Consider the following 25065-nt stretch of genomic DNA (forward strand, 5'->3'; position numbering starts at 1 on the left):
GCTTCAGCCGCTGTTCAAAGTGGACACGACCGCCGCCACGGTCACCGTGTTGAACACGAAGGCGATGACCGCGTGCGTGGTGACCGTCTTGCGCATCTCACGGGAGACGACGTCCACATCGGTCGTCCCGAACGTCGTCATCACGGACACCGCGAAGTAGATGTAGTCCGGCCACTCGGCGGGTCCGTCGCCGGGGAACCGCAGGGCGTTGCCCCGTTCGACCACGTCGTCCGCGTGGTAGGCGATCGCGAACGACACCAGGACGCAGATCCACGCGACGACGACCAGCGCGACCGCGACCCCCACGCGCGCGCCCGCGGGCAGGCTCTCGCCGCCGAGCCCCGGCATCCACACCACCGCCACCGCCAGCGCGGCCGCCGCGATGGTGATCGACACCCCCGGCCCCGGCGCGGTCCCGAAGACGTAGCGCTGCGCGAACGTGCCGCGGCTTCCCCGGCTTGCCCAGTCGTGGATCTGCTCGGAGGTCGCCGCGCCGAACGCGGCCACGGTCACGACGAGGTAGCCGACGAGATAGGCGAGAAGGACCAGAACACCCGCGTCGACCATCGCGATCGACAGCACGTCCTCGCGGAACGCGACCGCCAACACGGCGACGACCAGCGCGAACGCGACACTCAAGCCGCTCCTGCGGCGCTCGGACAGCCAGATCCGAGCCGTTGGGCGAGACAGTGCTGCCTCCTTTCACCGTCGACCGGGCCAGTTTCGCACGCGGTACTCCGTTCCAGTGATGTGACATTTCATGGCAACCTGTCAGACTTCGGGGGCGTCGAAGAGACGCTTCCGGAGTACGAGGGGGACGAATGGGGCAGGGATTCTCGGTCGAGCCGGACGCGGTACGCGCGCTCGGTGACCTGGTCCTGCGGGCAAGCGCGGGCGCGGACAGCTATCGGCGGTGGTTCGACCGGCTGGTCAGTGCCGGGGCCGGGTTCGACACCGAACGCGGCGAAGGTTTCCTGGCCGCCGCCTGGTCGAAACTGGACGAGTGGCAGCGCGCGGGGTTGAGCCAGTCGCGGTTCGCGGCCGACCTCGCCGCGGGCGGCGGGCACGAACTGCGGTGTGTCGCGCACTGGTACGGCGTGGTGGACGCGCGCGCGGCCGAGTTGCTGGACCGGCTCAACCCGGAGCCGGACGCCCCGCGGATCCCGGTGGACGAGGTGCGCGACCCGGCGGCAGCCGCGGTGTTCCGCGACGCCGTCCTGGTCGGCTACGGCGGACCCGACCCGAATGCCATCACCGACCCGGCCTGGTGGCCGGTGAAGGCCGAGCAGGAGCGCGAGAAGCTGCTCGACCTCGGTGGGTCGCTGGGCGACGTCGCCGAGGTGATCAAGATGCTCACCGGGTCGGACAAGGACTTCATCACCATGCTCGCCGACCTGCTCGTCGGTGACTGGACCGTGCTGCAGGAACAGGCGGTGCTCTACCACGACGCCGCGATCGGGCTGGAGAACATCGCGGCCAACATCAACCAGGGCCGGTTCGGGATCCAGGGGGTGTGGAAGGGAGAGGCCGCGGACCGGGCGAAGAACTGGCTGGCCGACTACCGCAGTTGCGTGCTGCAGCTGGCCCAGTACTTCCACGGCGCGTGCCGGGCGATCCAGGCGCTGGCGAAGCTCGCGTACCACATGATGCAGGAGATCAGGCACGGTTACAGCTCGGCGATCGACATCGTGCTGCTGATCCTCACCAAGGGCAAGAAACTCGGGCTGGAACGCGGGGTCCGGGTGGCGGAGGTGATCAGCGAAGCGCTGTCCCAGCTGGGGCAGCGAGGCAAGCTCATCACCATCTTCCAGGACCCCGAGCTGCGCGACATCATCCATCTGGTGCTGTCCTTCAACGAGATCGTCGGGATCATCCAAACCTGGATCAGTGCCGCGCTCGGGCTGGCACACGCCTTCGCGGGGGAGAAGACGCTCGACGAACTGCTGGAAGCCACCATCGCGATGGGCGAACCACCGCAGTGGCCGGAAGGCTACGAACACCGGGACGCCGAGTGCCCGGCCAAGGGCAGGGGGGTGCGGCTGTGACGGGACACGAGCTCTTCGGCTCCGAGCAGGGCGAGCGGGCGCGGCAGACGGCCATGCGGCTGCTGGCGGCGACCGGCGGTGCCGCCGGGGACTTCGCGGGGGAGGTGCTCGCCGGGCGGCGGCGGCCGCACGAACTGCTGGCCCACGGCCCGGTCCTGGACGAATTCGTCCAGGAGGCGCGAGGCTGGTGGCAGCTCATCGACGCGCTGCCCGCGGAGGAACGTCAGCGGCTCGCCGGCGAAGCGTGGTCGTCCTTGGAACGGCAGGTCGGCGAACTGGCCACTTTGGACGTCGACGAGGCCGTGGCGGAGCTGGAAAAGCTGTCCGCGCCCGCGCCGGAACCGCCCGTGCGGAACCGTCGTCCCCGGGATGACGAGGACGACGACTGGTCCGAGCGGTCCTATCTGGAGCCGCTCTGAGCCGGGGAGTCGTCCGCCATCGCGTTGGCCTCGTCGATCCGGGCCATATGCTCTTCGGCCCAGTTCCGGAGCGCCGCCAGCGGCACGTCGAGCGACCGGCCCAGGTCGGTCAGCCGGTAGTGCACGCGAGGCGGCACGGTGGGCTCCACCCGGCGCGCGACGAGGCCGTCGCGGACCAGGCTGTGCAAGGTCACCGACAGCATTTTCTGGGATACGCCGGGGATCCGGCGCCGTAGCTCGGCGAACCGGACCTCGTCCGGAGACGCCTCCGCGAGGACCTTGACCGCCATCGACGTCCATTTCGTGCCGATGCGGTCCAGCAGACGGCGCGTCGGGCATTCGGGGTCGAACAGGTCGCCACGCTTCGGCCGGGAGGTCACCTGGAGCTCACCACCTGTGGGGAAAGTGCCGTCTTGGCGGCACACCGGAAGTTACCTACGGTTTTCTGGTAACCAATGGTAACCACTACGGAGGCGACGTGCCCCAGCTACGCCGGATCGGCATCAACGGCATCGAGGTCACCGTGGCCGTCGCGGGCAGCGGGCCCGCGGTCCTGCTGCTGCACGGCTTCCCGCACACCTGGCGGCTCTGGAGCGAGATCATCGGCCCACTCGCCGAACAGCACCGGGTCATCGCCCCGGATCTGCGCGGGCTCGGCGACAGCACCCGCGCCGTGGACGGCTATGACGCGAGCACGCTGGCCACCGACGCCGAAGGCATCCTCGAAGCCCTCGGCGAAACCGAGGCGGACGTCGTCGCCATCGACGCGGGCACGCCGGTCGCCGTCCTGCTCGCCCTGCGGCGGCCGGAGCTGGTGCGGCGGCTCGTCGTGATGGAGTCGCTGGCGGGTTCGCTGCCCGGCGCCGAGGACTTCCTGGCAGGCGGCCCGCCGTGGTGGTTCGGCTTCCACGCCGTTCCCGGCCTCGCCGAAAAGGTCCTGGTCGGGCACGAGGCGGATTACCTCGACTGGTTCCTCACGGAGGGCACGCTCGGCCGCGGCGTGCCGCCGGAGATCCGCGACGCCTTCGTCGACGCCTACACCGGACAGGACGCCCTGCGCTGCGCCTTCTCCTACTATCGCGCCCTGCCGGTCACCGCGCGCCAGATCGGTGAAGCGGTGGCGGCCGGCAGGCTGACGATGCCCACGATGGCGATCGGCGCCCACCCGGTCGGTCGTGCGCTGGAAAGGCAGTTGCGTCCCGTCGCCGACGACCTCACCGGTCACCTCGTCGAGGACTGCGGCCACATCATCCCGCTGGACCGGCCCGCGGAACTGCTACGCCTGCTGACCCCGTTCCTCGCCGCGAACCGGAACGGGCACGATCGGGCACATGACGCGTGAGACAGAAACCGGTTCGTTGTACGGCACGATCTTCCGGCGACGGGACACCAGGGGCGAGTTCACCGGCGAGCCGATTCCCGAAGAGGTGCTGCGCCGAGTGCTGAGCGCGGCACACGCTGCGCCGAGCGTGGGCCTGTCCCAGCCGTGGGATTTCGTCGTGGTGTCCGATATGGACCTTCGAAAGCGGTTTCGCGAGCACGTGCTGGCCGAGCGCGAGGTGTTCGAAGACCAATTGGACGTCGAGCGGGCTCGTGTCTTCGCGAACATCAAGATCGAGGGGATCGTCGAGTCCTCCGCCGGGATCGTGGTCGGCTACGACCCGGCGCGCGGCGCGCCCGACGTGCTGGGGAGGCACGCGATCGCCGACGCCGGGCTGTACTCGGTGTGCCTGGCCATTCAGAACCTGTGGCTGGCGGCGACCGCCGAGGGGCTCGGCGTCGGCTGGGTCAGCTTCTACCGCGAGGAGTTCCTGCGCGATCTGGTGGGATTGCCCGGAAACGTCCGTCCGGTGGCGTGGTTGTGCGTCGGCCCGGTGCGGGAGCTGCCCGCCGTCCCCGATCTGGAGCGGCACGGCTGGCGGGAACGTCTTCCGCTCGACGCCGTGCTGCACTACGAGCGGTACGAGCCTCGCGGGTAAGCCTCGAGTAGGCAAAGGTGACGTGACGGAGCGGGCTCGTCGACGAGCGTGGAGACGGTCCGGACTGTCCATAAGGGACGAATTCCCGCGGGGGCTATCCGATTTGAGACCTATGTGCATCTTATCGCAGGGGTCGTGAGTGATAAGGAGCGTTCTATTGAGCTGCAAGTCAAACGTGGCGTGGACGAACCCCTGTCGCGTAGGCCGTCTTCGCCGACTTCGCAATGAGATGGCCACCCTGGACAGCCCGACCCCCCATCGCGACGTGTCCACAAAGGACACGTCTAGCCGATTGCGCGCCCGATTGGTGTAACAATGTCCGGTTCTCGCGGGGGTCGTGAGTGAAAAAGAGCGTTAGAACGACCATTGCCACTCACGACCCCCACGCAAAGCGCCTAAATCGGACACGAATGACTGAATTGGCGTCCTTTGTGGACAGTTGTGGTACGTCAGGTCCCGCGATTGAGCCATCGGCTGGGAAACACGCCAGGTTTGACTTGCCCCTCAATAACCCTCTTTATCACTCACGACCCTGGGTAGAATCGGTCATATGAACATCAAACGGTCATTCGGTCATCAGTAACTGTCCTCTGTGGACGCTTCAAGGCGTGGCGGGTCCTGTCGGCCCTGTGCCTCGCCGTGTGGGTCTCCTTGCTCGTGGGTCACCGGTCCCGGCCCGCGAGGGCGGACGCGATCAGCGCGACAGCCGGATCGGGATCCCCGGCGAGCCCTTTCATCATGCCGCCCGACTTCGCCCCCGGAATCTCCGCCAGGGCTTGGACCACGCGGATCCGGACCGCGGAATCCCCGGTGTGCGCCGCAAGCGCGTCGGACAGGGCGGCCATGATCCGTTCCTCCGACCGGGGGTTCTCCACCAGCGCGCCCAGGACCTCAGCGGCTTCGACGTCGTTCGTGCCGTCGACGACCATGCGGACCAGGGCGGGAATGGCCGCGGTCGTGCCTCTCCCGCCCAAGGCGAGCGCGGCGGGCCCGCGCACCCTCGCGTCGGAGTCCCCGAGCGCTTCCGTGAGCGCCTTGTCCGCTTCCTCGCCGGGGATCTCGGCGAGCGCCAGCACCGCGCGCTGCCGGACGTCCGCGTCCTCGGCGCGCAGTCCTGCCGCCACCTCGGCCACCCCGTCGCCGCCCGCTCGCGCGAGTGCCCAGCGCAGGGCTCCGGCGACATTCGGGTCGGCCTCGGCCAGGATGGCGCCGGCGATCCGGTCGGCGGGAACCGGCAGGTCTTCGGCCGGATTCAGGGCGGCCTGCTGGCGGCGCGCCGCGTGAGGCGAAGTGAGCCCTCGTAGGAGTTCCACGATGCGCAGGGCGTCCTGCCAGTCCGAAGGCGCGGACGCGTCGACCGTGCGCAGCCGCGCGAGCAACTCCTGTTCCCGGTTCAGCCGGTCCTCCGCCTGGCGGATGAGGTCGCCGACCAGTGTCGACGGTGTGAAGGTCGGGTCCTCCAGCGCGCGCGAGATCTGGCGCAGCGACAACCCGAGCGAGCGCAGGCTCTCCACATGGAAGATCCGGCGGATGTCCTCGTCCTGGTACTCCCGGTAGCCACCGACGGTGCGTCCCGTCGGCCGCACGAGACCGAGGGAGTCGTAGTGGCGCAGCATCCGGGAGCTCACTCCCGAACGCCGCGCCACCTCGCCGATCAGCACGCCGATCCTCCGGCCCGCTGCGGACCGAGCGCGATGATCCGCTTCGCTTCGTCCGCGGTCACGTCGAACCCCGCTTCCGGGTCGCGGAGGAGTCGCTCCGTGGCGAAGGCGTGTGCGCGCACCGCGTCATCGCGGCTCTCCGAGGCCTTCCGCAGGGCCGGCTCGCAGGCGTCCCCGAGCGCGACGAGCGCCCGGCTGAGGCTCAGCCGCCGGTTCCGGTCACCACGGCCGAGCTCGACGGCCAGTTCCGTGGCCAGGTCGGCCCGCGACCCCTCCGGCACGAGGATGACGGCCGCACGCCAGGCGCTTCGCGCCACCTCGTCGTCGGCGTCGTGCAGCAGGGATCCGGTGATCGCGGGCCAGGCGGTGCGGTCCCCGATCTTCGACAGGGTGTGCAACGCCTGACTCCGTGCCTGCGCCTGCCCGGATCGAAGCTCCACCAGGAGTCGGGGCACCGTGCTCGACGGCGGGAGACGGGTCAGCGCCCAGGTGAGCATGTCGCGGACGAAGAAGTCGGGCTCGACCGCGCAACGAGCGACGAGGGCGTCGGTGAAGCGCGGGTCGGGCCGGGTGCCCGCGGCCATGGCGGCCTTGAGCCGCGTCGACGAGTCCTCGGCTCCGAGAGCGTCGAGCAGCGGTGTGTCCGTGGTCGGGTTCATGGGAACCACCTCCTGCGCCTCAGTGAAGACCTTGTCACGATGTCAAGGTCAACCCTCAGCGCAGCTTGTCGACCTCGGCGATCCGCTCCCAGCGGGCGCCGAGCGCGTTGAGCAAAGCCGCCATGTCGATGTCGTCGTCGCCGTCGAGGAGCGCCTTGTCCAGACGGCGGGCGCGGCGGTTCACCTGGCTCAGGACCGACTTGCCCTCGTCGGTGAGCGACAGCAGTTTGCGCCGCGCGTCGTGTGGGGATTCGACACGCTGGATGAGACCCCGCCGCTCGAGCCTGCGGCACAGATCGGCCATCGTCGAGGTGTCGAGCGCGACGGCGCCCGCGAGGGAACTCTGGTCGCTTCCGGGGTAGGCGCGGACCGCCGACAGGACCGCGAACTGCGGACCGGTCAGCACCGGATCCACATGACGGTTCCACGCGGCGAGGTAGGCCTGGTACAGCCTGCGGGCGCCGTAGCCGGGAGCCGCCAGCAGGTCCGACGGCGTCGCGGGAGTGACGGCCGGCGTGTCGTCCCTGCGTCGGCCCGTGCGCGCCGATTCACCCATTCGCTGCTCCTTGTCGGCTCCAACCCGCTGCCCGGGCCCCCGCGGTGATCCTACGTGTCCGGACGGTCGCTCACGGGAACGCGGCCGAGATCTGTCCGCGGTCACCTCTTGCGTATCCGGATGGTACGTGTTCGTATGAAGACCGGTCTTCCGTACCCGGATAGTACGTGCTCGGATCAATATGGAGGTGGTCGGCGATGGACCGGAACCTGTTCAACGACATCTGTTTGCGCCAGTTGACGTTCTCGGGGGTGCACGAGGGCGAGACCGTGGTGGTGCTGACCCGCGGCGGGGAGCGGGCGGAGTACGCCGACGCCTTCCTGTGGGCCGCCCAGCAACTGGGCGCCTCGGCGTACCACATGCGGCTGCCGTCGCCGGTTAGCGCCGCGGGCGCGTGGGCGGTCGGCGACTCGGGGCTCGGGAACATCCCGCTGGCGGTCGAGGCGCTCAAGAGCGTGGACATGGTGGTCGACTGCACGTTCCTGTTGTTCAGCAAGGAACAGTTCGCCATCCAGGACGCGGGCACCCGGATCCTCACCGCCGTCGAACCGCCCGAACTGCTGGCCCGGCTCATGCCGACGAAGGAACTGCGCGAGCGGGTGGAGATCGGCGCGGAACTCCTCGCCAAGGCGGGCACGATGCGGATCACCAGCCCGGCGGGCACCGACGTCACCTATCAGCTCGGCGTGTACCCGACGCTGTCCGAGTACGGCTACACCGACACTCCCGGCCGCTGGGACCACTGGCCGGCGGCGTTCGTGTTCACCGGCGGCGCCGACGACGGGGTCGACGGGAAGATCGTGCTGTCGCCGGGGGATGTGTTGCTGCCGTTCAACACCTACGTACAGACGCCGGTGGAGATCACCATCGAACAGGGGTTCATCCGGGACATCCGCGGCGGCGCCGGATCCTCCGGGCTGGACGCGGATCTGCTGCGCTCCTACATCGAGAGCTTCGACGATCCGCGCGGCTACGGCATGAGCCACGTGGGCTGGGGCCTCGACGAACGCGCGCACTGGCACGGCCTGACCCAGTTCCCCGGCGGGATGGGCATGGAACTGCGGAGTTTCTACGGCAACGTCATGTTCTCCATCGGCCCCAACAACGAGCTCGGCGGCCCGAACGACACGCCGTGCCACTTCGACATCCCGATGCGCGGCAATTCCCTTTACCTGGACGACGAACTGATCGTCGACAACGGTGAGCTGACCGTGGCCGAGATGCGTCCGGCGGCCCGCCGATGAGCGACCGCCACATCGGGATGATCGTCCCCAGCTCGAACCTCACCATGGAGACCGAGCTGCCGCGGATGCTGCGCGCCAGGGAGGAGGCCTTGCCGGGGGACCGGTTCGTCTTCCACTCCGCGCGGGCCAGGATGCGGCACGTCGAACCCGAACAGCTGCGGGCGATGAACGCCCAGGCCGGGCGGGCGGCGGCCGAACTCGCCGACGCGCGGCCCGACGTGGTCGCCACCGCGTGCCTGGTGGCGATCATGGCCCAGGGACCCGGTTATCACTGCACCGCCGAGGACGACATCACGCGCGTGCTGCGCGAAGAGGGTTGCGAGTCGCCGGTCGTCTCCAGCGCCGGAGCGCTGCTGTCGGGGCTCGGCGCGCTCGGCGCCCGCAAGGTCGCGATCATCACGCCGTACATGAAACCGTTGACGAAGGCGGTCGCGGACTACATCGAGGACGCCGGGTTCGAGGTCGCCGACGCGCTTTCCCTCGAAGTGCCGGACAACCTCGCCGTCGCCCGGCTGGACCCCGCAGACCTGCGTGAGCATCACCGCAAGCTGAATCTGTCCGATGTGGACACTTTGGTGCTCTCCGCCTGTGTCCAGATGCCTTCGCTGCCCGCGATCCAGCCGGTGGAGGACGAGATCGGGATCCCCGTCCTGTCGGCGGCGACGGCGACGACGTACCGGATCCTGTCGGAACTCGGTGTGGAGCCCTGGGTACCCGGCGCGGGGAGCTTGCTCAAGGGCACGGAAGCCAGGACGAAGACGGGAGGCAGGCATGGCCGCGAGTCAGTCGTTTGAGGTCGTTGTCGTCGGTGGCGGGCTCGGTGGGCTCTGCGCCGCGTTGTCCCTGCGGCAACGAGGTCTGCGCGTCACCGTGGTCGAGGCCGCCCCCGCGCTGGGCGAGATCGGCGCGGGGATCCAGACCGCGCCGAACGCCAGCCGGATCCTCATCGGGCTCGGCCTGCGCGCCCGGCTCGAGCGGGTGCGGACCGAGCCGCAGGACCAGGTGCGCCGTCGCTGGGCCGACGGGAGCATCATCGCCCAGCTGGAGCTCGGCAGGCGCGTGACCGACCAGTACGGCGCGCCCTACTGGCACTACCACCGCGCCGACCTGCACGGAGTGCTGCTGGACGCCTGCCTCGATCCGGAGGTCCCCGGTCCGGTGGTGCGCGTGGCGACCGGCGCGCGGGTGGTCGACCTCGACCGGTCGGAGCCGGACCGGCCGACCGTGATCACCGCCGACGGCCGCCGGTTCACCGGCGACGTCGTGGTCGGAGCGGACGGCATCCGGTCTTCGGTGCGCGATCTGGCCGGCTTCGACGACACCCTCGCGTTCTCGGGCGAGATGGCCTACCGTGCCCTGATCTCCGGCGACCTGATCGCGCAGGACCCCGCCACCCGGTTCCTCGTCGACCGGTACCACTCCACGATCTGGTACGGCCCCAACAAACACCTGGTGCACTACATGATCCGCGGCGGGGAGTACCTCAACGTGGTCGCGATCGTGCCGTGCACCGACGCGGTGGCCAAGGACTGGAGCGGTCCGGCCACCGCCGCCGAACTCGCCGCCGAGTACCACGACTGGGACGATCGGGTACCGACGATGCTGGCCAAGGCGAAGGACGAGGACGTCTCGGTGTGGGCGATGTACCGCCGTCGCCGCGACCCGGTCTGGGTCGACGGCCGGGTCGCCCTGCTCGGCGACGCGTGCCACGCGATGCTGCCGTATCAGGCACAGGGCGCGTCCCAGGCGATGGAAGACGCCGCGGTGCTGGCCGAGGAGCTGGGGCGGGTCACCCGGGACGGGATCGACGGTGCTTTGATCCGCTACGTGGACCGGCGCGCCAAGCACGCGGGCATGGTGCAGGACGCCTCGCTGCAGAACATGGACTTCTACCACCTGCCCGACGGTCCCGAGCAGCGCGAACGGGACGAGAAGCTGCGGCGCTTCGACGGCGAATCCGACGTGTCCTACGACTGGCTGTGGAACGGCAGCCCGCTCACCGACCCCGACACCGAGTCCATCCACTACCAGTTCGCCCGCTGAGGCGCGCTGGCCGGCAATCGCATCGGAGTGGTTCATGCGTACTGGTGATCAGATCGTCCAGGACCTGCCCTGGCGTTGGAGCGTGCAGGGAAAGATCTTCCTCATCGGCGGGCTGGGCTACATGTTCGATGCCTGGGACGTCGCGTTGAACGGATTCCTCACCCCGCTGGTCGGGACGGAATTCGGGTTGTCCGCGGGCGGGAAAGGCCTGGTGGCCACCGCGAACCTGATCGGCATGGCCGTGGGGGCGGTCGTCTGGGGCACGATCGCGGACCGGATCGGCCGGAAGCGGGCGTTCAGCGTCACGCTGCTGCTGTTCGCGCTGTTCTCCGTGCTGGGCGCGCTCGCGCCGAACGTGGAGACGTTCCTGGCGCTGCGTTTCCTGGCGGGGATCGGGCTCGGCGGCTGTATCCCGGTCGACTACGCGATCGTCAGCGAGTTCTCCCCGCGCAAGCATCGCGGCCGGGTCCTGTCCGCGATGGACGGCTGGTGGCCGATCGGGACCACGCTGGCCGCCGTCACCGCGACGCTGCTGCTCCCGGTCGAGGGGAACTGGCGCTGGATGCTGGTGCTGATGATCCTGCCCGCGCTGCTGCTGTTCTGGGTACGGCGCGGTGTCCCGGAATCACCGCTGTATCTGGTGCGCAAGGGCCGCGAGGCGGAGGCGCGAGCGGTGATCGACGATCTCGTGCGCCGCACGGGTGCCGAACCGGAGCCCTACTCGGTCCCGCCCGCGGTGGTCGAGGACACCCGCGGTGGCGCGGTCGCGGCCGCGTTCGACCAGCTGCGCCGGGTGTGGGCGTTCAACCCGCGGATCACGGCGGTCGCGTGGTCGCTGTTCATCAGCGTCATGCTGGTCTACTACGCCGCGCTCAGCTGGATGCCGTCCATCCTGCGGGCGCAGGGATTCGGCGAGATCGCGGCCTTCGCCTCGACCGCGCTCATGAACGCGACCGGCATCGTCGGTGTCGCGGTGGCCGTGCTCCTGGTCGACAGGGTCGGCCGCAAGCGGATCATCATGGTCGCCGGTCCGCTCACCGCGCTGTCGCTCGTGGTGTTCTCCCTGCTGCTCGACACGCCTGCCGCGGCGGTCGTGGCGATCGGCGCGTTCGGCCTGTTCGCGCTGGTGGTCATCCCGGTGATGTACGCCTACGTCTCCGAGCTCTACCCGACCGAACTCCGGGCGTCGGGGTTCGGCTGGGCGTCGTCGTCGAGCCGGGCGATCACCGGTTTCGCGCCGCTGCTGTTCGGGAGCGTGCTGTGGCCGGTGCTCGGGTTGCCCCTCACCTTCGCCGTGCTGGGTGTCCTCGTGGTGGCCGCGGTCTTGTTCATGATGACGGGCGCGCCGGAGACCCGCGGCCGCGAACTCGACCGGATCGTCGACCCGGCCGAGCCTGCCGCCGAGTCCAGGTCGGCTCTGTGAAGCCCGCCGCCTTCCGGTACCACCGGGCCCACGACGTCACCGACGCCGTCGGCCTGCTCGGCGAACTCGCCGCGGCGGGCGAGGATCCGAAACTCATCGCCGGCGGCCAGAGCCTGATGCCGATGATGAACTTCCGGCTCGCCCGCCCGACGGCGCTGGTGGATCTGGGCCCGCTGCGGCGGGAACCGGCGCTGAACTCGTTCCGGCGTACCGGTTCCAGCCTCACGATCGGCGCGATGGTCACCCATCGGGCGGTGGAGGTCGCCGAGCTGGGACCGGATTTCGACGTGCTGTCCCGCGCGATGCGGTGGGTGGGGCATCTGCCGATCCGGTCCCGCGGCACGGTGGCGGGCAGCGTCGTCCACGGTGACGCGACCGCCGAATGGTGCCTGCTGGCCCTGCTGCTCGACGCGGTGATCGTCGCCGAAGGCCCGCGCGGGCCCAGGGAGATCCCGGCCGCGGAGATGTTCCACGGCTTCTACACCACGGCCGTCGAACCGGACGAGGTCGTGACCGCGGTGCGCTTCACCCGTCCGTCGCCGCGGGCCGCGCTGACCGAGTTCGCCCGTCGTCACGGCGATTTCGCGATCGTCGACGCCGCCGTGAGCATCGACGCGGGGCACGGCGGCCGGGTCGTGCTCGGCGGCGTGGCACCCGCGCCGGTCAGGGTTCCCGAGGCCGAGGCGCTGCTCGACGGCGGCGTCCCGGGGCCGGACCTGTTCGCAGAGTGCGGTGAGGCCGCCGCGGCGGCGATCGATCCGCCCGACGACGCGGCGGGCAGTGCCGCCTACCGCCGCCGCCTGGCGCGCACCCTCGTCACCCGGGCGCTGCACGAGGCCTGGGAGAAAGGAGAAACGCGATGACTCCGCGGTTCGACGGCCGGAATGGCCGCTGGGTCGGCGCGTCGGTGCCCCGGCGTGAGGATCCCCGCCTGCTCACCGGTCGGGGCCGTTTCGTCGACGACATCCAGTTGCTCGGAATGCTGCACGCGGCTTTCGTCCGATCGACGGTCGCGCACGGCACGATCACCGGGATCGATCTGTCGGCCACGTTGGCGGTCGACGGCGTCGTCGCCGCCTACACGGCGTCCGATCTCGATCTCGGGGACATCGTCGCCCTGCTCGATCGCCCGCCCGAGGAGTTCTCGCCGACCGCGATGCCGATCCTCGCCAGGGAGAAGGTGCGGTTCGCCGGCGAACCGGTGGCACTGGTCGTCGCGCGTGATCCGTACAGCGCCGAGGACGGCGTCGAAGCCGCGGTGGTGGACTACGAGCCGCTCGGCGCGATCGTGTCGGAGGAGTCGGCGTTCGCCGCGGACGCGCCCCTCGTGCACGACGAGGCGCCGGGCAACGTGCTGGTCGACGTGTCGATGTTCGACACACCCGGTGTCGACGCGGCGTTCGAGGCGGCTCGCCTGGGCGGTGGCCGCGTGGTCGAAGTCGTCACGAAGAGCGGACGGCAGAACGCGCTCCCGCTCGAAACGCGGGGAGTGGTCGCCTCCTGGGACGACCACGACGACCAGTTGCTCGTCCAGATGTGCACCCAGGTGCCGCATCAGGTGCGCACGGCGATGGCCCGTTCGCTGCGGGTCCCCGAACGCACCGTGCGGGTCACCGTCCCGGACATGGGCGGGGGTTTCGGCCAGAAATGCGTCGTCGGCCGCGAGGAGATCGCGGTCGCGGCCGCGGCCCGCCGGTTGAACCGCCCGGTGAAATGGATCGAAGACCGGCGCGAGGCGCTCACGGCCGGATTCCTTGCCAGGGAACAGCGTTACCGCACGCTGGCGGCGTTCGACGAGGACGGGCGGATCACCGCGCTCGACGTCGACGTCGTCTGCGACATGGGCGCCTACTCCTGCTACCCGTTCACCGCGGGCATCGAGCCGCTGATGGCGTCGGCGGAGATGCCGAGCGTGTACCAGGTGCCCGAATACCGCGTCCGTGCCCGCGCCATCGCGAGCAACAAGGCGCCGACGGCTCCCTACCGCGGGGTCAGCCGTCCGCAGTACGTGATGGCGATCGAACGGGTGATGGAACGCGCGGCCAGGGAACTCGGCCTCGATCCGGTCGAGATCCGGCGGCGCAACGTGATCACGCAGTTCCCGTACACCGGCGTCAACGCCATCACCTACGACCCGGGCACCTACCGCGAATCGCTCGAACTCGCCGAGGCGACGATCCGCGACGAGGGGTGGTACGAGATCCGGGAACGCGCCGCCGCCGAGGGCAGGCATATCGGCATCGGTTACTGCTGCTTCTCCGAGCGGACCGGGTACGGCTCGGGTGCCTTCGCGAAGCGGAAGATGGCCGTGGTGCCCGGTTTCGACATCTCCGAGATCCGGATGGACACCACCGGATCCGTCGTGGTTACCAGCGGCACCATGAACCACGGCCAGTCTCACGAGACGACGCTGGCGCAGATCGTGGCCGACCGGCTGGGCCTGCACCTCGACCAGGTCAAGCTCCGCCAGGGTGATACCGAGCGGATCGCCTACGGATGGGGGACTTTCGCCTCCCGCTCGGTGACGATCGGCGGCTCCGCGGTGTCGCTCGCGGCCGGCAAGCTCGGGGAACTGTTGTGCAGGATCGCCGCGCACCTGCTCGAAACGAGCCCTGACAACGTCCGCCTCGACGGTGACGGAGGCGTCGTCCAGATCGACGATCCGGAGCGGCGCGCGTCGTTCGAGGAGATCGCCGACGTGGCCTATCTGCGCAGTCACCTGCTGCCCAAGGACGTCGAACCGACGCTGACGGCCACGGCGAGCTTCGACGTGCCCGGCGACGGCACCTTCTCCAACGCCACGCACGCCGTGGTGGTCGAGGCCGATCCGGGCACCGGCCAGATCAAGATCCTGCGCTACGCCTGCGTGGAGGACTGCGGCGTGGTGATCCATCCGCAGGTCGTCGACGGCCAGTGCCGCGGCGGGATCGCGCAGGGCATCGCCGGCGCGTTGTTCGAAGAAGTCACCTATGCGGGCAACGGGGAACCGTCGGCCGCGAGCTTCATCGACTACCTCGTCCCGACCGCGACGGAGATCCCCGACATCTCCGTCACCCACCTCGAAACCCCTTGCGCCTTCACGGAAAACGGCGCGAAGGGCGCGGGGGAGGGCGGCACCATCGGCGCGCCCGCCGCGGTGCTGAACGCGATCAACGACGCGCTGCACCGTACCGGGATCGAACTCGACACGACCCCGGTCCACCCGCAGACCGTGCTCGCCGCGCTCGACGCGGAGATCCACCAGGAAGTGAGCGTCCCCTCATGAGCGACCGGCACCTGATCGTCCTGAACGTCAACGGCGAGGCGCAGGAGGCGCTCGTCGAACCGCGCAAGACCCTGCTTGACGTCCTGCGCCACGATCTCGGGCTCACCGGCACCCACGTCGGCTGCGAGCACGGAGTCTGCGGCGCCTGCACCGTCCTCGTCGACGGGGAACCGGTGCGGGCGTGCCTGATGTTCGCCGTCCAGGCGGAGTCGGCCGAGGTCCGCACGGTCGAATCGCTGGGGCAGGACGGCGAACTTTCCGATCTGCAGCGGTCTTTCAGCGAACACCACGGTCTGCAGTGCGGGTTCTGCACGCCCGGATTCCTCATGCTGGCCGAAGGATTCCTCGCCCAGCGGCCGGACGCGGGGCGCGAGGAGATCCGCGAGGCCGTCTCGGCGAATCTGTGCCGCTGCACCGGTTATCAGACGATCGTCGACGCGATCGAGGCGACCGCGACCCGCCGGTGCCACGCCGCGAAGAAGGAGGCGACAGCGTGATCCTGGAAAACGAACTGTCCGTCCCGGCCGGGCCCGACGCGGTCTTCGCCTTGATCAACGACGTCGAACGGGTGGCCGGTTGCCTGCCGGGCGCGACCCTCGACGGGCGGCAGGATGACGCCTATCTCGGCCGCGTCAAGGTCAAGGTCGGCCCGATCACCGCCGCCTACTCGGGCACCGTGCGGTTCACCGAGGTCACCCCCGCCGACCGCACTCTGCGGCTGGTGGCCAGGGGAGCGGACGCCCACGGCAACGGCGACGCGGAGGCCGACGTCACGCTGACCGTGCGCGAGGCACCCGGCGGCGCCACCATCGAGTTGCGCACCGATCTGTCGATCCGCGGCAAGCTCGCCCAGTTCGGCAAGGGCGCGATCGGCGCCGTCTCCACCCGGCTGCTCGACCAGTTCGCCCGCAATCTCGCGGACCAGTTGGAAGGCCGGCCCGCGCCGGTGGCGAAACCCGCTCCGGCCGGCGACGGCGGCGAGGCTCTCGACGGTCTGGCGATGCTGGTGCCCGACAACGTCAAACGCTACGGCGTGATCGCGGCCGCCGCGGCCCTCGGGTTGTTCCAGGGCTGGCTGCTGGGCCGGATCCGTACTCAGGACAAACTGATCAAGGAGTTGCAGCGTGCCCGCCGATGAACGTCTCGACAGCGTGTACGACCGAGCCGGTTTCGGTGCGAGCGTGCCGCGCGGTTCGCGCCCGGCCCTGGTCGTGGTCGACCTGACCCGCGGGTTCACCGAATCCGGCTTCCCGTCCGGAGCCGACCTCACCGCCGAAGTGACCGCGACCGCCGCTCTCGTCGCCGAGGCGCGTCGGCGGGACATACCGGTGATCTACACCGCGATCTCCTACACCCCTGCCGAAGCGGAGGGCGACGCCGTCGCGTGGCTCCGGAAAGCCCCCGGGATGCGGGCGCTGCGCGAAGGAAGCGAAGCGGTCGCCCTTGATCCACGGCTCGAACGGCGTGAAGGCGACCATCTCATCCTGAAGAAGGGCGCCTCGGCGTTCCACGGGACCTCGCTGGCGGCGCTCCTCACGAGTCTCGGTACGGACACCGTCGTCATCTGCGGCGCTACGACTTCGGGATGTGTCCGCGCGACCGCGGTCGATGCCGTCCAGTCCGGCTTCAATACGCTCGTCGTGCGGGAAGCCTGCGGTGACCGGGCCCAGGGGCCGCACGATGCCGCGTTGTTCGATCTCCAGGCGAAGTACGCCGACGTCGTCGGCCTCGACGATGCGTTGGCGTACCTCGCGGATCAGGATCCCCGCACGCTCGGCCAACCCGCGCTGGCGGATCTCGGCGACGTTCCGGCGACCAGCCGGTGGGTGCGCTCGGGATCGGTCCGGCTGCACGTACTCGACTACGGGCCGTCCGACGGGGTTCCGGTGGTCGTGCTGCCGGGTATCACCAGCCCGGCGGTCACGATGGACTTCGTGGCGAGGGAGCTCACCGACCTCGTGCGGCCGCTCGTGCTCGACGTCCGCGGGCGCGGCCTGTCCGACGACGCGCCGGATTACGACCGGGGAAGCTATGCCGCGGACGTCGAGGCGGTCGTGGACGGACTCGGGCTGCGCGATCCGATCCTTTTCGGACACTCCATGGGCGCACGGATCGCCGCACGGGTCGCCGCCACCCGGCCGTTCCGGGGCACGGTGCTGGCCGACCCTCCGCTGAGCGGTCCCGGACGGGCGCCGTACCCCACCACCCTCGACGCCTTCCTCGGGCAACTCGCGCAGGCCCGCCGGGGCACCGATGCCGACGAAGTCGCCCGGTCCTGGCCGCGATGGCCGCGCCGGGAACAGGAATTGCGCGCCCGCTGGCTGTCTTCGTGCTCCCGCACCGCGATCGCCGCCACCCACGCCGGTTTCGAAAGCGAGGACTTCTTCGCCGACTGGCCGAATGTGCCCGCTCCGACGTACTTCCTGTACGGCGGCGCGAGTCCGGTCGTCACCGCCGCCGGCGCGGCCGAAGCGGCCGAGCGCAATCCGTCGGCGGAACTCGTCGAGATCGCGGGGGCCGGGCACATGATCTTCTGGGACGAGCCCGAAGCCGCTCTCGCCGCCCTTCGGGAGGCGTTGCGAAAGCTGCTCTGAAGCGTGTTGCGAAAGCCACTTTCGCAACACGCTTGGCAAGGCCGAAGGCTCCCTTCACCGCATCAGACGCGGCGAAGGGAGCCTTCGGCCCACCACCGTCCGGTGATCCTGGGTGACTCCAACGCCGAGGCGTGTCGCGAAAGCCACTTTCGGGACATCAGACGTCGCGAAAGTGGCTTTCGCGACACGGACGCTGAGCGGGTCGGGACCGAGCCGCGCCCTCAAGCGGCATGCGCCAGCGTCAACGCGCCACCCGCCGCCGAAAGCACCAGAACGGACCAGCGGACAGAGCGCTCTCCGACCCGGCGACTCAGCGCCCGCCCCAGCAGATCACCGGCGAGGGCCGCACCCGCCACCGCGAGGAGCACGCTCACGGGCACCTCCACCCAGCCGAGGCTGGGCAGCGCCACCAGGCCGAGCAGGAAGAAGTAGATCGACAGCGTCCCGCGTGTCTCGTCCGCGCCCCAGCCCGCGCTCGCCCCGTACACCGCCACGGCGGGGCCGGACAGCCCGGCGACGGAATTCATCGCCGCGCTCAGCACACCCGCGCCGACGGCACCTGTCCTGCCCGCCAGCCGCCTGCTGGTGACGCCACTCGCCAGCACGCCGACGGCGAGGACGCAGCACCCGCCCGCGGCGAGCAGCAGCGGACGCGCGGGAACACCGCGCACGATGAACGCGACGACCGGGGTGAAGACCACCGCGGGCACCGTCAGCCAAGCGACCTGCGTCCACCTGATCGCCCGCCAATGGGTGATCGCGACCGCGAGATAGACCGGGAAGCCGAGCAGCAGGGTGAGCCGGACGGCGTCGAGCGGGCCCAGCGCCAGCGCGAGGAACGGTACGCACAGCAGGGAAAGCCCCATCCCGGACAGGCGCTGGGCGACGACCCCGGCCGCCGCCGCGAGCGAGGTCATGGCCAGGGTTCCCACCAGTCCATTGTGGAGCGGATGCGCGAACGCCGGTAGCCGATATCCGGCGAGGACGTCATAGCCCCTCGCTATGGCCGGCGAACTGGACCCGTCGATCGTGCGGGTTCTGGCACTTCTGGCCGTTCCAGTCGTACCGCACGCTCAGCGTCATTGCCTTTGGAACAGACGGGAGCGTGAGATGAAGATCGGTGTCCCTCGTGAAGTCAAGAACCACGAGTACCGGGTCGCGGTGACGCCGGCGGGCGTGCACGAATTCACTTCGGCCGGGCATGAGGTGTTCGTCGAGCGCGGAGCCGGCGAAGGCTCCTCGGTGCGCGACGAGGACTACGCCGCGGCCGGGGCGAAGGTGCTCGACAGCGCCGACGACGTCTGGGCGACCGGAGACCTCGTGCTCAAGGTCAAGGAGCCGATCGCGGAGGAGTACCACCGCCTGCGTCGCGACCAGCTGCTGTTCACGTACCTGCACCTCGCCGCGAGCGAGCCGTGCACGCGGGCGCTGCTGGACGCGGGCACGACGTCGGTGGCCTACGAGACGGTGCAGCTGCCGAACGGTTCGCTGCCCCTGCTGTTCCCGATGAGCGAGGTCGCCGGACGGCTGGCCCCGCAGGTCGGCGCGCAGACGCTGATGCGCGCCAACGGTGGGCGGGGTGTGCTCATCGGCGGCGTCTCCGGGGTGGCCCCGGCGCGGGTGGTCGTACTCGGCGCCGGGGTCGCGGGCATGAACGCGGTCGCCGGCGCGGCCGGGACCTGGGCCGACGTCGTCCTGTTCGACAAGAACGTCGACAAGCTCCGTGCCGCCGACCGGATGTACCAGGGCCGGATCCGCACCGCCGCGGCCAACGCGTACTCGATCGAAGAGGCCGTGCTCGAGGCGGACCTCGTGATCGGCGCCGTGCTCGTGCCCGGTGCCAAGGCGCCGAGCCTGGTGTCGAACGACCTCGTGTCCCGGATGAAGCCGGGCAGCGTGCTCGTCGACATCTCCGTCGACCAGGGCGGCTGCTTCGAGGACACGCGGCCGACCACGCACGCGGAACCGACGTTCGCCGTGCACGACTCGGTGTTCTACTGCGTCGCCAACATGCCCGGCGCGGTCCCGCACACCTCGACGTACGCGCTGACGAACGTCACGCTGCCGTACGCGCTGGAGCTGGCGAACAACGGTCTCTCCGGCGCGCTCGCGCGCTGCCCGGAGCTGCGTGGCGGGGTCAGCACGGTCGACGGGCGGCTGACGTCCGCACCGGTCGGCGAGGCACTCGGGATCGACTCGGTTTCGCTCGACGACGTGCTCGGCTAGGTGGTGTCGGCCGGGATCTGGAGCTAGGTTCAGATCCCGGCCCTGACGCCGAGAGGGAGGTGCCGTTGCCGCGTACGTTGATCGAAATCGACCGGACGTCCGCCGAGCCGCTCTACCGGCAGGTGCGGCGCGCGATCGAGCACGGCATCGCGATCGGCACCTTCGACCCGGCGCACCGGTTGCCGAGCTCGCGTGAGCTGGCCGCCGAGCTGAGCGTTTCCCGCAACACCATCAACCTCGCCTACCAGGAGCTGGTCGCCGAGGGGTTCGTGGAGAGCCGGGAGCGCAGCGGCCTGTTCATCAACGCGGAGATGCGGCCGCATTGCGCGGTGCAGGAGCGCGGCACCAGCCCGGCCATCGACTGGAGCGCGCGGGTGCGCCGGTACCCGGACGCGGGCGTGCCGCATATCGAGAAGCGCGTGGACTGGCACACGTACCCGTACCCGTTCCTCGCCGGTCAGGTCGACGTCACGGCGTTCCCGGCGCGGTCGTGGACCCGTTGCCTCCGCGACGCGCTGTACCGGCCGCACGTGTTCCCGAGCCTCCAGGACAGCGTCGGCTCGGACGACCCGATGCTGGTCGACCTGATCTGCCGTCAGCTGCTCACCGCGCGGGGGATCGAGGCAGACCCGTCCGAGGTGCTGATCACCGTCGGTTCGCAGCAGGGACTCGATTTGCTCGGCCGCGCGCTGCTCGGGTCGGACAGCGTCGTGGCGATGGAGAACCCGGGGTATCTCGACGCCCGGCACATCTTCCTGCGCACCGGCGCCGGGCTGCGTGGCGTCGACGTCGACCAGAGCGGCCTGCGCCCGCCGGAGACACTCGACGGCGTCGACCTGCTCTATCTCACCCCGAGCCACCACCATCCGACGAACGCGACGTTGAGCATCGGCCGCCGCCGTCGCCTGCTCAGCCTCGCCGCGAGTGCGGGCACGGTGCTCGTCGAGGACGACTACGACAGCGAATTCCGGTACCACGGCAGCCCCACGCCCGCGCTCAAGGCACTCGACGGCACCGGCGACGCGATCTACCTCGGCACCTTCTCCAAGTTCCTCTCACCCGGCCTGCGGCTGGGGTACCTGGTCGGGCCGCGCGAGCTGGTGCGGGAACTGCGGGAGATCCGGCGGTACGTGCTGCGGCATCCGCCCGGTCACCTCCAGCGGGCGCTGGCGCTCCTCATCGACAGCGGCGAGTACCACCGGTCCCTGCGGCGCTACCGCAAGAAGCTGATGCGGAAATGGGAGGCGACCTGCGCCGCGGTCACCGAACACCTGCCGTGGACGCAGACGGCGTATCCGCCGGGCGGGGTCAGCCTCTGGATGACCGGGCCGCCCGAACTGGACTGCCGGGCGCTGATGGAACGAGCCGAGCGCGACGGCGTCCTGATCGAACCGGGGGACATCTTCTTCGTCGGGGACGCCCCTCCGCGCAACCACTTCCGGATCGGTTTCGCGGCGGTGCCGTTGCGCGACATCGACCCCGGTATCCGCCTGCTCGGTGAGGCCTGCCGCGACCTGCTCGGCGGCTGAACGCGCAACTGGTACCACCGCACCGGAGCGTTCTGGACCTGTTCAGGCGGCCAGATGTGCCGCACTGTCTGGGGATCCTTCGTGAGCCAGGACACGTCGCCAGGAGGTCCGTGTGGTGGAGTTCGTTCGAGAAGATCCCCGGAATGCCGCCGATTTCGTCGCGCTCGGCGGCACCGTGCTCACGCTGGACGCGGCGGGGAGACGGGTCCGCGCACTGGCCGCGTCCGGCGGGCGGATCACCGCGCTGGGGTCCGAACGGGAGATCTCCCGGTTGATCGGCCCGGAGACCACCGTGCTCGACCTGGCCGAGCGCACGGTGATCCCCGGTTTCGTCGAGTCCCACAACCATCCGGCGTTCTTCGGGATGACGCTGGCCGCGCCGGTCGACGCCGGCAGCCCGCCCAACGACACCATCGCCGACATCGCCGGCCGGGTCGCCCAGGCGGCCAAGGAACTCGGGCCGGGGGAGTGGATCCGCGGTTTCCGGTACGACGACACGCTGCTCGCGGACGGCCGTCATCCGACGCGCGCGGACCTCGATCCCGTCTCCGCTCGCAATCCCGTGGTCCTGACCCATGTTTCCGGGCATTTCTGCACCGCGAACTCGCTTGCCCTGCGCGAAGTCGGGATCACCGCCGAGACCCCGGATCCGCCCGGCGGCCTCATCGTGCGCGACGCCCGGGGCGAGCCGACCGGGGTGCTCGTCGAGACGGCGGCCTTCCTTGTCACGTCCCGGCTCCCCGGTCAGAGCGCGGGCGAACTGGCCGAAGCACTGCTCCTGGCCGACGAGGAATACCTCGCCAACGGCGTGACTTCCGTGCACGACACCGGAATCGGACTCATCGGCGGCGCGGCGGAACTGGAGGCGTACGCCTTGGTGCGGCGGGCCGGGAAACTGCGCGTCCGCGTGCGCGGCTATCTGTTCGACGGTCTGCTTCCCGGCCTCTCCGAGGGTGAACCGGAAGCTCCGGAAGGCGGCGCGGACGAGAAGTTCGCGATGACCGGCGTCAAGATCGTCGCGGACGGGTCGATCCAGGGCAAGACCGGATGCCTCGCGGAGGGCTACACCTGCGATCCGGACGAGCACGGCATGATGCTGCTCGAACCCGCAGACCTCGGCCGCCGGATCGCCGCGCTCGACGCGGCGGGCTGGCAGGTCGCCGTGCACGGCAACGGGGACGCGGCGATCGACGCGATCATCGACGGCTACTCGCGGCTGGGCTCGCCGCGCGGCACCGGCAGGCGCCACCGGATCGAACACTGCCAGACGGTGCGCGAAGACCAGTTGGACCGGATGGCCGCCCACGACGTCCTCGCGTCGTTCTTCGTCAAACACGTCTACTACTGGGGAGACCGGCATCGTGACGTCTTCCTCGGCCCCGAGCGGGCCCGCCGGATCAGCCCGCTGGTTTCGGCCCGCTCGCGTGGAATCCACTTCGGACTGCATTCGGACACACCGGTGACCCCGGTACCGCCGCTGGAGGGGATCTGGTGCGCGGTACGCCGGATCACCAGGCAGGGCAAGGTACTCGGCCCGGAACAGGCCGTGGACGTCGACGCCGCGCTGCGCGGCTACACGATCGACGCCGCGTACCTGGCGGGCGAGGAGGACGTCAAGGGCAGCTTGGAGATCGGGAAGCTCGCCGATCTCGCCGTGCTGTCCGGCGACCCCACCACGGTCGACCCGGACCGGATCCGCGAGCTGACCGTGGACGCCACCGTCAGCGGCGGCGAGGTCGTCTGGCGGCGCGAGACGACGGGAGCACGACGATGATCCGCAGCTGGCCGAGTGTCCTCATCGGACTGTTCGTTCCCGCTTTCGCCCTGCTGGCGGGAATCCTGCTGCTCTCCGGATCGACGGCATCGGTGCTGGGCATCCCGGTGCTGTTCTTCTGGGTCTTCTGCTGCTGTCCGCTGACCACCCTGTGCCTGTGGATCAGCTGGCGTTTCTTCGACCGCGCCCACTACCCGGAGGACGACTGATGCTGATCGCGATCGTGGCGGTGGTGATGGCGGGTTCGATCGGGCTCGCGGTGTGGGCCGGTCGGTCGACGCGCGGTGGCGGGATCTCCGAGTTCCTCGTCGGCGGCCGATCGTTCCCGGCGTGGCTGGTGTACTTCCTCGCGGTCGGCGAGGTGTACAGTATCGGGACGATGATCGGGTTCCCCAGCGGGATCTACGCGCACGGCGCGAGCTACGGGATCTGGTTCCTCGGCTACATCCTGCTCGCGTACTCGCTGGGCTATTTCCTGGCGCCGCTGGTGTGGCGGGCGGCGAAACGGTACGACGCGATGACCGTGCCCGACGTGTTCGGGCGGCATTTCGGCAGCAGGCGGCTGGAGCTGATCACCTGCGTCACGATGCTGATCGCGTTGATCCCGTGGGGCCAGTATCAGTTCATCGGTCTCCAGGTGGTGCTCGGCAATCTGGGGCTGCCGCTGGATCCCGTGCAGTGCGTGGTGCTGGCGGGCATCGTGGCGTTCATCTACATCGCCGTCTCCGGGGTGCGGTCGCCCGCGTTCGTCTCGATCCTCAAGGACTTCTTCATGCTGCTCGGCGTCGTGCTCGTCGGAGTGGCCGTGGTGATCGCCGCCGGCGGCACCGCGAAGGTCAGCGGACCCGAGGTGCTGAGCGCGGCGCAGACCACCATGGGCGGTTCGAAACTCACGTTCGCGATGACGACGATCCTCTTCCAGAGCATCGTGTTCTACCTCGGCTTCGGTGGCGCTTATGTGTTCCCGGCCCGTTCCGAACGCGCGGTGAAGAGCTCGACCGTGTGGATGCCGATGTACATGCTGATCTACCCGTTCCTGGTGCTGGCCGCCTACTACGGCGTGCGCGCGCATCCTGACCTGGAGAACCCGAACACGGTGTTCATGGTGACCGCCAAGGGATTGCTGCCGGACTGGCTGCTGGGCCTCGTCGCCGCCGGCGCCGCGCTGTCGGGCGTGCTGGTGCTCGCCGCGACCGCGCTCACCATCGGTGGCATGGTCTGCCGCAACATCGCGCCGAACGTCCCGGCCGCGGCGCAACGACGGTGGACGGTCGTCGCGGTGGCGAGTTTCCTGGTGCTGGCGGCGGTGTTGACGCTCGTCGCGTCGACGTTGATGCTCACCATCCTGAACCTGACCTACAACCTGCTTGCCCAGGTCGTCCCCGGCTGGCTCGCGATCCTGTTCGTGCGCCGGGTGCGGACCGCCGCGGTGGCCGCCGGGATGGTCACCGGGGTGCTCACGGCGATCGTCCTGTACGTCACCGGCGCGACGTTCGGCGGTTTCAACGCGGGACTGGTGTCGCTCGGGGTGAACCTGGCCGTGGTGGCGATCTGGAGCCTGGCGGCGCCGGACAAGGCCCGGGTTCCGGTGGCGCGGTCGGCCGACAGCGCCCCGGACGCCGAGGCGGTGCCCTCACTCAGCGGGTGA

At 69.9% G+C, this 25065-nt stretch carries 24 protein-coding genes; 18 read left to right on the forward strand and 6 right to left on the reverse strand.

The genetic code is table 11. The features are described from left to right. Positions 1-3: 3 nt before the first annotated feature. Positions 4-639, reverse strand: a complete 636-nt coding sequence (locus DMH01_RS35850) for a DUF1345 domain-containing protein (protein ID WP_125682795.1) — start codon at positions 637-639, stop codon at positions 4-6. Between the two features lie 182 nt (positions 640-821). Here DMH01_RS35850 and DMH01_RS35855 point away from each other — a divergent pair, with 182 nt between their 5' ends. Together DMH01_RS35855 and DMH01_RS35860 are read left to right on the forward strand one after the other, a co-directional pair. Continuing rightward, a complete protein-coding gene (locus DMH01_RS35855) occupies positions 822-2045 on the forward strand; it encodes a hypothetical protein (protein ID WP_125682797.1) in 1224 nt (407 codons plus the stop codon). Continuing rightward, positions 2042-2464: a hypothetical protein gene (locus DMH01_RS35860; protein ID WP_233621803.1), complete on the forward strand. Its 423-nt coding sequence runs from the start codon at positions 2042-2044 to the stop codon at positions 2462-2464. The genes DMH01_RS35855 and DMH01_RS35860 overlap by 4 nt, the downstream gene beginning before the upstream one ends. Here DMH01_RS35860 and DMH01_RS35865 read toward each other — a convergent pair. Further along, on the reverse strand, positions 2446-2844 hold the full coding sequence (locus tag DMH01_RS35865) for a helix-turn-helix domain-containing protein (protein ID WP_125682799.1): 399 nt from the start codon (positions 2842-2844) through the stop codon (positions 2446-2448). The genes DMH01_RS35860 and DMH01_RS35865 overlap by 19 nt on opposite strands. A 98-nt stretch (positions 2845-2942) precedes the next feature. Between DMH01_RS35865 and DMH01_RS35870 the strand changes: the two genes are divergently transcribed. Together DMH01_RS35870 and bluB are read left to right on the forward strand one after the other, a co-directional pair. Next, a complete protein-coding gene (locus DMH01_RS35870; RefSeq protein WP_125682801.1) occupies positions 2943-3806 on the forward strand; it encodes an alpha/beta fold hydrolase in 864 nt (287 codons plus the stop codon). Then, positions 3796-4443 carry a 5,6-dimethylbenzimidazole synthase gene (gene bluB / locus DMH01_RS35875; RefSeq protein WP_125682803.1) on the forward strand — a complete coding sequence of 216 codons (648 nt, stop codon included), beginning with the start codon at positions 3796-3798 and terminating at the stop codon, positions 4441-4443. The genes DMH01_RS35870 and bluB overlap by 11 nt, the downstream gene beginning before the upstream one ends. A 662-nt stretch (positions 4444-5105) precedes the next feature. Here bluB and DMH01_RS35880 read toward each other — a convergent pair. The 3 genes from DMH01_RS35880 to DMH01_RS35890 are packed head-to-tail and all read right to left on the reverse strand — an operon-like array spanning position 5106 to position 7319. Next, a complete protein-coding gene (locus DMH01_RS35880; RefSeq protein ID WP_125682805.1) occupies positions 5106-6104 on the reverse strand; it encodes a HEAT repeat domain-containing protein in 999 nt (332 codons plus the stop codon). Then, on the reverse strand, positions 6098-6763 hold the full coding sequence (locus DMH01_RS35885; protein ID WP_125682807.1) for a HEAT repeat domain-containing protein: 666 nt from the start codon (positions 6761-6763) through the stop codon (positions 6098-6100). The genes DMH01_RS35880 and DMH01_RS35885 overlap by 7 nt, the downstream gene beginning before the upstream one ends. 55 nt (positions 6764-6818) lie before the next feature. Then, positions 6819-7319, reverse strand: a complete 501-nt coding sequence (locus tag DMH01_RS35890; protein ID WP_125682809.1) for a MarR family winged helix-turn-helix transcriptional regulator — start codon at positions 7317-7319, stop codon at positions 6819-6821. A 197-nt stretch (positions 7320-7516) separates the two neighbouring features. On the opposite strand from DMH01_RS35890, the gene DMH01_RS35895 reads away from it, so the two are divergent. The 9 genes from DMH01_RS35895 to DMH01_RS35935 are packed head-to-tail and all read left to right on the forward strand — an operon-like array spanning position 7517 to position 17888. Further along, complete coding sequence (locus DMH01_RS35895; protein ID WP_016335108.1) at positions 7517-8563, forward strand: hypothetical protein; 1047 nt, start codon at positions 7517-7519, stop codon at positions 8561-8563. After that, positions 8560-9357, forward strand: a complete 798-nt coding sequence (locus DMH01_RS35900; RefSeq protein ID WP_125682811.1) for an aspartate/glutamate racemase family protein — start codon at positions 8560-8562, stop codon at positions 9355-9357. Before DMH01_RS35895 ends, DMH01_RS35900 begins: the two co-directional genes overlap by 4 nt. Further along, positions 9335-10606 (forward strand): FAD-dependent monooxygenase, encoded by a 1272-nt coding sequence (locus DMH01_RS35905; RefSeq protein WP_125682813.1) that lies wholly within the window; start codon positions 9335-9337, stop codon positions 10604-10606. The genes DMH01_RS35900 and DMH01_RS35905 overlap by 23 nt, the downstream gene beginning before the upstream one ends. Before the next feature lie 34 nt (positions 10607-10640). Beyond that, positions 10641-12029 (forward strand): MFS transporter, encoded by a 1389-nt coding sequence (locus tag DMH01_RS35910; RefSeq protein ID WP_125682815.1) that lies wholly within the window; start codon positions 10641-10643, stop codon positions 12027-12029. Next, positions 12026-12892, forward strand: a complete 867-nt coding sequence (locus DMH01_RS35915; protein WP_125682817.1) for a xanthine dehydrogenase family protein subunit M — start codon at positions 12026-12028, stop codon at positions 12890-12892. Before DMH01_RS35910 ends, DMH01_RS35915 begins: the two co-directional genes overlap by 4 nt. Then, positions 12889-15294: a xanthine dehydrogenase family protein molybdopterin-binding subunit gene (locus DMH01_RS35920; RefSeq protein WP_125682819.1), complete on the forward strand. Its 2406-nt coding sequence runs from the start codon at positions 12889-12891 to the stop codon at positions 15292-15294. Before DMH01_RS35915 ends, DMH01_RS35920 begins: the two co-directional genes overlap by 4 nt. After that, on the forward strand, positions 15291-15791 hold the full coding sequence (locus tag DMH01_RS35925) for a (2Fe-2S)-binding protein (RefSeq protein ID WP_125682820.1): 501 nt from the start codon (positions 15291-15293) through the stop codon (positions 15789-15791). Before DMH01_RS35920 ends, DMH01_RS35925 begins: the two co-directional genes overlap by 4 nt. After that, positions 15788-16432 carry an SRPBCC family protein gene (locus tag DMH01_RS35930; protein ID WP_125682822.1) on the forward strand — a complete coding sequence of 215 codons (645 nt, stop codon included), beginning with the start codon at positions 15788-15790 and terminating at the stop codon, positions 16430-16432. Before DMH01_RS35925 ends, DMH01_RS35930 begins: the two co-directional genes overlap by 4 nt. Beyond that, a complete protein-coding gene (locus DMH01_RS35935; RefSeq protein ID WP_125682824.1) occupies positions 16419-17888 on the forward strand; it encodes an isochorismatase family protein in 1470 nt (489 codons plus the stop codon). The genes DMH01_RS35930 and DMH01_RS35935 overlap by 14 nt, the downstream gene beginning before the upstream one ends. A 221-nt stretch (positions 17889-18109) precedes the next feature. Here DMH01_RS35935 and DMH01_RS35940 read toward each other — a convergent pair whose 3' ends face one another. Beyond that, the gene (locus tag DMH01_RS35940) at positions 18110-18820 is read right to left on the reverse strand and encodes a sulfite exporter TauE/SafE family protein (protein WP_233621804.1); all 711 of its coding nucleotides are present in this window, start codon (positions 18818-18820) and stop codon (positions 18110-18112) included. A 178-nt stretch (positions 18821-18998) separates the two neighbouring features. Between DMH01_RS35940 and ald the strand changes: the two genes are divergently transcribed. From ald to DMH01_RS35965, 5 genes are all read left to right on the forward strand, one after another. Next, a complete protein-coding gene (gene ald / locus DMH01_RS35945; protein WP_125682826.1) occupies positions 18999-20114 on the forward strand; it encodes an alanine dehydrogenase in 1116 nt (371 codons plus the stop codon). Positions 20115-20179: 65 nt separating this feature from the next. After that, positions 20180-21643 (forward strand): PLP-dependent aminotransferase family protein, encoded by a 1464-nt coding sequence (locus DMH01_RS35950; protein ID WP_125682828.1) that lies wholly within the window; start codon positions 20180-20182, stop codon positions 21641-21643. A 112-nt stretch (positions 21644-21755) separates the two neighbouring features. Continuing rightward, on the forward strand, positions 21756-23417 hold the full coding sequence (locus tag DMH01_RS35955; protein ID WP_125682829.1) for an amidohydrolase: 1662 nt from the start codon (positions 21756-21758) through the stop codon (positions 23415-23417). Next, positions 23414-23626 carry a DUF3311 domain-containing protein gene (locus DMH01_RS35960; protein ID WP_037339284.1) on the forward strand — a complete coding sequence of 71 codons (213 nt, stop codon included), beginning with the start codon at positions 23414-23416 and terminating at the stop codon, positions 23624-23626. Before DMH01_RS35955 ends, DMH01_RS35960 begins: the two co-directional genes overlap by 4 nt. Next, entirely contained in the window at positions 23626-25065 is a 1440-nt protein-coding gene (locus DMH01_RS35965; RefSeq protein WP_125682832.1) for a sodium:solute symporter, read from the forward strand. Before DMH01_RS35960 ends, DMH01_RS35965 begins: the two co-directional genes overlap by 1 nt.

Source organism: Amycolatopsis sp. WAC 04182, from assembly GCF_003947465.1.
Classification (GTDB): Bacteria; Actinomycetota; Actinomycetes; order Mycobacteriales; family Pseudonocardiaceae; genus Amycolatopsis.